The organism is Candidatus Afararchaeum irisae, assembly GCA_034190545.1.
GTDB lineage: Archaea > Halobacteriota > Halobacteria > Halobacteriales > Afararchaeaceae > Afararchaeum > Afararchaeum irisae.
The window spans coordinates 1-8,521 of record JAXIOF010000038.1; the positions used below are offsets into that span (position 1 = coordinate 1).

General features: G+C 53.7%; 8 protein-coding genes. 5 read left to right on the plus strand and 3 right to left on the minus strand.

Annotated features, from left to right (window positions below; genetic code table 11):
• Positions 1-248 precede the first annotated feature (248 nt).
• A complete protein-coding gene (locus SV253_05220) occupies positions 249-524 on the minus strand; it encodes a hypothetical protein (GenBank protein MDY6775462.1) in 276 nt (91 codons plus the stop codon).
• Between the two features lie 146 nt (positions 525-670).
• Entirely contained in the window at positions 671-1,252 is a 582-nt protein-coding gene (locus tag SV253_05225; GenBank protein ID MDY6775463.1) for a transposase, read from the minus strand.
• Between the two features lie 131 nt (positions 1,253-1,383).
• On the opposite strand from SV253_05225, the gene SV253_05230 reads away from it, so the two are divergent.
• A complete protein-coding gene (locus SV253_05230; GenBank protein MDY6775464.1) occupies positions 1,384-2,580 on the plus strand; it encodes a transposase in 1,197 nt (398 codons plus the stop codon).
• Between the two features lie 544 nt (positions 2,581-3,124).
• Positions 3,125-3,340, plus strand: coding sequence for a hypothetical protein (locus SV253_05235; GenBank protein MDY6775465.1), 216 nt, complete (start codon positions 3,125-3,127; stop codon positions 3,338-3,340).
• Between the two features lie 465 nt (positions 3,341-3,805).
• Here the strand turns inward: SV253_05235 and SV253_05240 are convergent, their stop codons facing one another.
• The gene (locus SV253_05240) at positions 3,806-4,771 is read right to left on the minus strand and encodes a hypothetical protein (protein ID MDY6775466.1); all 966 of its coding nucleotides are present in this window, start codon (positions 4,769-4,771) and stop codon (positions 3,806-3,808) included.
• 93 nt (positions 4,772-4,864) lie between these two features.
• Between SV253_05240 and SV253_05245 the strand changes: the two genes are divergently transcribed.
• Genes SV253_05245 through SV253_05255 form a run of 3 tightly spaced genes read left to right on the plus strand, consistent with a single transcriptional unit; the run spans position 4,865 to position 8,459 of the window.
• A complete protein-coding gene (locus SV253_05245) occupies positions 4,865-6,232 on the plus strand; it encodes a sulfatase-like hydrolase/transferase (protein ID MDY6775467.1) in 1,368 nt (455 codons plus the stop codon).
• 24 nt (positions 6,233-6,256) lie between these two features.
• Entirely contained in the window at positions 6,257-7,414 is a 1,158-nt protein-coding gene (locus SV253_05250; GenBank protein MDY6775468.1) for an alpha-1 4-glucan-protein synthase, read from the plus strand.
• Between the two features lie 31 nt (positions 7,415-7,445).
• The gene (locus SV253_05255; protein ID MDY6775469.1) at positions 7,446-8,459 is read left to right on the plus strand and encodes a lysylphosphatidylglycerol synthase transmembrane domain-containing protein; all 1,014 of its coding nucleotides are present in this window, start codon (positions 7,446-7,448) and stop codon (positions 8,457-8,459) included.
• The last annotated feature ends 62 nt before the right edge of the window (positions 8,460-8,521 follow it).

Consider the following 8,521-nt stretch of genomic DNA (forward strand, 5'->3'; position numbering starts at 1 on the left):
TGCCGTCGAAATCACTGTCGAAACTCAGCACATGATCTATACCCCGCTCTTTCATGTAGATAACAGCGCGGAAACCCCGTCCTTTAGCGCGAGTGTGACAGTTTCGTCGTAGATGTAATCCGTTGTGTATGGCTGTCCGTAGCCTCCTTTGAGAACCTGTGTCAATGCGTTCTTTGCAGACTCGTGACGACTCGAGCTCTCATTCTGGTGAGCATAGAAGACGCCTGTGTCTATGAGAACCGACATCGCTATCCGTATAGTACCTCATCGAGGTCATTCTCCTTTAGATCTTCATCCCAATTAGAAGTGCCCCCGTGAAACTCCTCGATTTCTTCGTCGCTAAGAGGCACGGTCTTGTCTCTGAACGAGTCTATTATATCTTCTTCTGTGGATAGAGCATAACTGACGACACCCTCCAGAATCTCCTCCTGTGTAGCTTTTTCACCCGTCTCTAACTTTATCTTTGCCTGTAATTCTTCTATCTTCGATTTAGTCTCTTCGTCTATCTTGATCGACGTGCTCATACTTGTAGTAGAAGTCTCTACTTTATTAACCCTTCTACAGATATGACAGCATAGTGTCCAAGACCTCAGTATGTGACCTCCTCCCGTCGTAAACGACGGGGCTTCCCGAACCGCACCGCAGCGTTGGGATATTTGCCGGTCTACGGTCAGATCTGTTCTTGTGGGGCTACTCTCCCCGTCGATGTGTCGAACAGGCGAACCGATGGCTGGGCCAGACAGCCGTTACTCCTATCCACAGAGGGATTCGGAGTTACCGTCTTTCTCATATTCTCAGCCGCATTACAGTCACTATTCGCAACCAGTTCACACTCATCGCAGACGTACAACCCACGTTCAACACGGTTCGAATCGGCTTTCATGCCACACTCACAGCACGTTATCGACGTAGCCAGTTCGTACTCATCGACCCGCTCAACCTCAATACCACGTTCTTCAGCCTTGTACTCGATGTGACTGAGCAGAGTTTCAAACGCCCAGTCATGGAGGCGCTTGTTGCCGTGCCTGCCCCAGTCTTCATCCTCGCGGATGTTTTTCGGATGGCCAACTGCTATCGTCTCCACACCACGATCTGCACATTGGTTCACGAGGTCTTTCGAGAGAGCGTGCAGGTAGTGGGTCTGCCGCCGGGATTTCTTGCGGCGTGCCCATTCAGCATGGTTGCTGGGGCCGTTCTCACCTTCCGTGTCGTACTCTTCCTGCCGGAAGTAGTGTGCGTCTTCTTTCAACATCTTCGAGGTGGAGTCCCCTTCCTCAAGGAGCGACCAACGTGAGCGAGTAGGGAGGGGAAGAAACCGACAACCCCGCCAAGAAACCAAATAGCACAGCATTTAACAATCAACAACACTTCTATGAAGATACGATGGCATCAGATACTGAGTATTATCGTCGAACCGCTATCACACGGCTCGACGGACTCTCCCCAGAAGACCACGAGCTACTCTACAATACTGTGGAAGAGTGGCTCGATGGGTGCAACATCGCATCTAGTCTCGCGTGGGAGGACGAGCACACTCAGGCTGGTGTCAGAAGTATTGCTAAAGACACGGTACAGGAAGAGACAGAACTGAACAGTCAGCACTCAATTCTTGCCTGTCACGAGGTCGCAAGTAGCATCCAATCCTGCATCGAACGAAGGAAGAAGGGCAAGAAAGCAACACAACCACACTTCACTTCGAATTCTATCACTTACGATAGAAGAACGCTTACCGTGTTCTCAGAGAAAGAACAAGTCTCGCTCACAGTACTGGACGACCATTCACGAGTCAGAGCAGACCTTGCCCTACCAAGCAACGAAGACGGCTATCAGTATCAGTACCTGAACGATGAGGACTGGGAGTACACGGAGAGTACCCTGCACTACCGAGACGGCGAATGGTATCTGCATCTCGGCTATCGAAAGGAGAAGCCCGAGCTTGAGAAGGAGGCAACGACGCAGAACGGAACGGTTCTGGGTGTTGATCTCGGCGTCAATCAAATCGCCGTCACCAGCACGGCTCGGTTCTTCAGCACAGGTAAGCTTAATCATGCTCGGAGAGAGTTCGAGAAAACTCGTGGCAACCTCCAAGAATGCGGGACGCAATCAGCACACCGTACACTGGAGGAAGTGAGCGGTCGGGAAGACGAGTACGTGAAGCATGTCCTGCACTCCGTCGCAAACGGAATAGTAGAAGAAGCCCTTGAACACGATTGCGACGGCATCATCTTCGAGAAACTAGACGGTATCCGTGACCGTTTACCGTACGCTGACTGGCACTCAATGTGGGCGTTCCGCAAGCTGAAATCGTTTGTCGAGTATAAGGCAGAAGAGCGTGGCTTGTTTGTGGATACGGTGAATCCGAAAAACACGAGCAAGCGATGCAACGAGTGCGGATGCGTCCATGACGACAACCGCCACCGAGACGAGTTTGAGTGCCAGCGGTGCGGGAAACAGAACCACGCTGACTACAATGCGGCGAAGAATATTGCAGAACTGTATCTCCTTCGAGGCCATCAGCCGTCTCGTGGGAGGAGCGTCAGTCAATACGCTCTGAAGTCAGGGCCAAGGACACCGAGCTGAGAGATACACTCTCACACCCACCGAACACGGGTTAGAGGAAGAGGCCACTGACAAGCCCCATCGTGAACGAAAGTTCACGAGCCTCTGAGGTCTCCTCAGAGACATCGCAAATCTAAGATTTGCGAGCAGTCAGAAGCGGAGCTTCTGACGACACCCTCAACGAGCGAACCGTGTTACGCGGTGAGCGAAGTAGGGTGGGGTAGTTGACTCTCTTTATCAGTAAAGAGGGGTGTTAACTTTGGAGCATAGCATTGTGGAGAGCGGCGAAGGCTGTGAGCCAACTTCGAGTTGATTCTCGACTGCTGTAGTGGGGAAACCGGTGTCTGAACAGCATGGTTCGGTATTTCAGCACACCGAACCATGCTTCGATGAGTGACCGATCACCCCATGTTTCTCGCTTGGGTTCACATTCGAGAAGTTCAAGCGGCCAATCGTACCATCCGCCGCGGTCAGCCAGCACTACCGGCTGACCGCGGCAGTACTTCAGTGCCCTTTTGAGAAACAGTAACGCATCGAGACTCGAGCGGCCAGGCGAGACATCAACATGGAGGACTTCAAACGTCTCCACGTCGACAGCTGCCCAGACATACACCTCTTCATCCTCAATTTCGAGTTTGGTCTCATCGACCGCGACCGCTTGCCGGCGGTCGCGGTCGGGTTCAAAAAGGTGTTTGAGACGGTGATACCAGTCGTGGACAGCGACGTGACACACATCAACGAACGGTTCGATGCGTCGGTACGACAAGCCGGCGTGATATAGAAACCCAGCGAGGACACGCTGCTCTGTCGGCGTGTCTTCGCGGAAAAATATTTCTTCTTCCCGCACTTGCTCTAACACGTGGTCGAGCATTTCTGATCACTCAACCAGAACTAGCTTGACCACGCTTTTTACAGCTTTGCTAACGTTAACACCCCCATAGCGCGGCTCTAGTCAACAACCCCGCCCTACTGCGTCCTCAGAACGCGAAGCGTTCTGATGTGCGAACGAATCGCTACGCGATTCGTTAACGCTTCTTGTCCACTTGCGCGGACTGCGATGTGTTGAAAATCGGAGATTTTCATACGTATGCGAATCAGAGATTCGCAACACTCCTTGAGGACGTCCCGAGAGCTTTGCTCTCGCGGGCTCAGAAATCTGAGATTTCTGAACGGGGACTCCGCCTGCTCAAGTTGAATCCTTAGACTTTCTCTCGTCTTCGAGTACGCCGACATCCACGAGTCAAGCTCAAGAGCCGTGTTCTGAGGGATCGAGAAGTATGTCGACGAACTCCTCTGCGCCGTTTTCGTATTCGGGGCTCTCGACCTCTCCGTTACAGCATCTTTCGACTGCCTCAAGTACCTCTTCGACGTTGTCCGCCTTTATGACTCCCTCAGTGTCTTTCATCTCGGCTTTTTCCGCGAGGCTTTTCTGGAAAGGCAGGAAAGGATAGACGATACACGGCGTGCCTCCGACGACTGTGTCGGCTATCGAAGAGTAACCCGTACAGACCACACAGCTCGCGGCTTCGGTGTGAGGGGTCATCGAGGGCTGTATCTCCCAGTCGTCGGAGCCCACCATCTTGACTTCGAGACCCTTTTCTTCGAGTCTCTGTCTTATTTCGTCGAAGTCCTCGCCGTGAGTCCCCGGATTGAGAAGGACATCGTACTCGTCGACCTCCCTGTCACCTTCCTGGGCGAGAGGTTTTACGAACTCGAATCCCTCAGGTGATTCTTCGTCGTTCCAGAGTGTAGTTACTATTATCTTCTCACAGAATGCGAGCGAGGCTCTGTCGTATATCCGTAAGAGGACATCCCACTGGAGATCCAACATCCCCGGAGTGAGATGGTCGATCCTGTAGAAATCGACCCCCTGTGCGACAGCCGCTACACCCGCGAAGACATCGTCGGTCACGAGTAAGTCGGGATCTTCCTCCTTGAGCCAGCGGTGGATCTCTCTGAGACGCCGTACCGAGGACGGAGCGAGGTCGAAAAGACTGTGTTTCAGAAAAGAAAGCGGACTGTCACCTTTGACAGCAACCGTCGTCAGGTCGGGGTGTTCGAATCCGTTCATCTCTACAAAGGGTTTCCCCTGTCCACCGCCTGCGACAGTAACCTCAATCCCACGGGATTCAAGCTCCTTGGCAACGGGGATGCTCCTGGCTGCGTGTCCCGCGCCGTCGCACCAGTAGACGATTGCCCCCTTCTCGACCATACTGTGTACTTTTATACTCGACGAATAAATACAACTACCGGTTTGGCGAGGGGAACCGAAGTTAATAAGTGTCGACTGAGTCCCTAATAAAGTATGTGGGAATCTGGTTCGGAGAGGAGAAACGTCGTCTTTCTCGTTCTCGATTCACTCCGGAAGGACAGGGTTTCCCCGTATAACGAAGATATCGACTTCACGGAAAACTTAGAGGAGATCGCTGACTCCTCAGTCGTCTTCGAGGACGCCATCACACAGGCTCCATGGACTCTACCTTCACACGCCTCGATATTCACGGGAGAGTACCCGTGGAACCACGGGACGACTCACGCGAGAAGCTACTTCCCGTCTGATGAGTCAACGTTCGTATCCGAGTTCAGTGAGGCGGGGTACACGACCGCCGCGATCACGCCGAACGTCTGGATCACACCCCACAAGGGGATGACACGTGACTTCGAGTACGTCGAGAACTTCCTCGGAAAGGCAGACAGCCGTCTGAGTGTCACTCTGTCACGTCTCGGGACAAAGGCATACCACAGCCTCGACGACGTGACGCGCCGCGTTCTGGGAAGACAGATAGACCGTCTTTTCAGGCTCTTCGATGTCGACGACTCGTGTAAGTCCGAGGAGACCATCCGGGAGGTCGAAAGATACATCGACCGACGCAGTCCCGACGAGGACTTCTTCCTGTATGTAAATCTGATGGAGCCCCACGAGCCTTACCGTCCGCCCCAGAAGTACAAGAAAAGACACGGAGTCGACGAGGACGCGAACATACCTCACAGGCAGAAAGACGTCTTCACAGAGGAGATCGACTTCGATGCACTCCGGAGTGTCTACGACGCCTCTGTGGAGTACACCGACGACCTCGTGGGACGGATAGTCGAGTCGCTCCGACGCAACGACCTCGATGACGATACCGTGGTATTTGTTCTCTCAGATCACGGGCAGGCACTCGGAGACGGGGGTGGATTCGGTCACCAGTTCACAGTTTCCGAGTCCGTCATAAACACCGTACTCATGGTCGACCATCCCGACCTTCCGTCGGGCAGAGAAGACCGCACGTTCGAACTCAGAAATCTCAGCCGACTCGTCCCACATTACGCCGGAATCGCACCTCATCCCGACGGTGTCTTCAGCGATGTCGCCAAAGGTGGACTGGAGTTCCCTGAGAACTTCACCGGCTACATCCCAAAAGACCGGTGGAACGAGTACTACCGGAAGTACAGGTACGCCAAAAGTGACAGCGAGAAGGTCGTAAAGTCGGTCGGAGAAGACGGAGAGACACGGTATGAGGCATACGACCTCGAAACCGGGGAGGAGATTCGCGTGCCGTCCGACCTCGCCGATGAACTCAAGGGGACTGACATTGACGTGGATGTCTCTGAGGACTCCGAAAGTGACGGTGACGAACCCGAAACCGACGAGGCGGTAGAGAGGCGTCTTGAGAGCTTGGGATATAATTAATCGATCCTCAATTTACAACTAAGTATGACCCAATCTGATATCTGTGTCATCGCCCCGACAGTAAGGAACCCGGATTTCATCCGCGAGTATATAGAGAATGCCCGAGTTAACGACTTCGATACCGACCGACTCCACGTAGTTTTGGTTACCGAGGACTTCTGTGAGAAGGACGAAATGCGCGAGATGCTGGAGTCACTCGGTGTCTCAGGTGAGGTCTTCGGCGGAACCGAACGTGACGACTGGTACGAGGAGTCAGGTATCGGTGAGTACTCGGATCTCGTGCCCGCCGCATCTCATGCCGAAACAAGCTTCGGTCTCTTGTATCTCTGGGCAAACCCCCAGTACGAGTACGGTGTCTTCCTCGACGACGACACTCGTCCACACGATGACTTTGACTTCTTCGGAACCCACCTAGACCACCTCGACTCGCGTAAGACAGTCGAACACGTCTCGTCCGACGAGCAGTGGGTCAACGTCCTGTACCAGAATGTCGACGAACACGGTCTCTATCCCCGCGGCTATCCTTACTCTGCGATGGACGAGGCAGTACAGACGGAAAACCGACAGACAAACGAGATAGTTGCGTCCCAAGGTCTCTGGACCGACATACCCGACCTTGATGCCGTCCGAATACTGATGGATGGAGACCTTCGTGGACAGGCACAGACACGGACGAGTGCCGAAGACTTCAACGGTAACTTCGCCGCCGAGGAAGGGAACTACCTGACAGTATGCTCGATGAACCTCGCGTTCCGAAGAGAGATAGTACCTGCTTTCTACCAGTTCCCAATGGACGACAACGACTGGGAGATAGGACGGTTCGACGACATCTGGTCGGGTCTAACACTCAAGAAGGCAGCGGATATGCTCGACAAGACAGTTCTGACGGGCTATCCTCTCTGTGTCCATGAGAAAGCCGAGAGGAGTACCTTCAGCGACCTCAACAACGAGGTTCCGGCTCTCGAACTCAACGAACATTTCTGGAAAGCTCTCGACGATGCGCCCGACTCAGCAGACAACTACTTCGAGGCGTATGAGGAGATGATCGCCGCCGTCGAGGCATACGACTTCTCGGAGTACAACAACAGCGGATTCATCGAGTTTACCGTCGAGAAGATGTCACGGTGGCTTGAGGCACTTTCCGCACTCGACGCGCCTAGTGAGGGGGATCAGACGGCGTGACTACCCACGACTACGAAGGGTTCAAGACAAGATGAGAGAAAACTCCCTCGTGAATATCGGATGGAGGGGCTGGGTCTGGTTCGGCGTCGCGGGAGCACTACTGGCTGGTCTGTTGTATCTCGCAGATATCGGCAAGTTCGTCGACTCGCTCCGCCGCGCCGATATGTCGCTTTTCGCGGTCGCTGTGGCTATCGGATTCTCGTCGCTACTCGTCTGGGCGTGGGTCTGGCACCGGTTCTTTGTCGATGTCGGCGTCGAGGTCACAGCCACAAAGACCCTACATATGTTTCTGACCGGGAACTTCCTGAACTCAGTTACACCCCTAGGTCAGTTCGGCGGCGAGCCTATTATGGCATACATAGTCTCGCAGACGACCGACACTGACTACGATACGAGTCTCGCGTGTGTCGTCTCAGCCGACCTTCTGAATGCGACTCCCTTTTTCACGTTCACACTCGGAGGTATACTCTATCTCGGCGTCTTCGGATCACTCAGAGGACCTTTCGTTGAGATCGCGGGGCTTGTGGTCGTCCTCATGACACTCTTCGGACTGGTAGCGTACCTCCTCTGGTCCGACGACGCGAAGCTATGGAACGGTCTCAACCGACTCATCGATGGCATCGAAGCCCGGTTCGAAAAATTCGAGTCAGTCTTCAAGTCGGTGCGTGGAAACATCGAGGGGATCGAACGCGCGTTTCAGGAGGCTGGTAGCGACAGACGGTTTCTGATGACGACGGCTGGAGTCTCCCATCTCGCGATACTTGCACAGATCGCCTCGCTGTACTTCGTATTTCGATCCTTGGGTCTCCCAACCGAGTTCGTGCCGATATACCTCATAGTTAATCTCTCAGTAATAGCGACCCTGTCACCGACCCCAGGCGGAACAGGGACATACGAGACGGCGTTCACCGGTCTCACGACGCTTTTCTACTCGGTCGACCTGACGACGGCAGTCACCGCGGCGGTTCTTTTCCGTCTCACTACATACTGGCCCGGCATACTCGTCGGAGCGGGGGCGTTTCTGACGCTTAAGGATGATGTGTAAGGTCTTCCGCTCTTCTGTAGCAGTGAATACTTATTTCTGAAAGGAGCTAATAGTTGGATTCA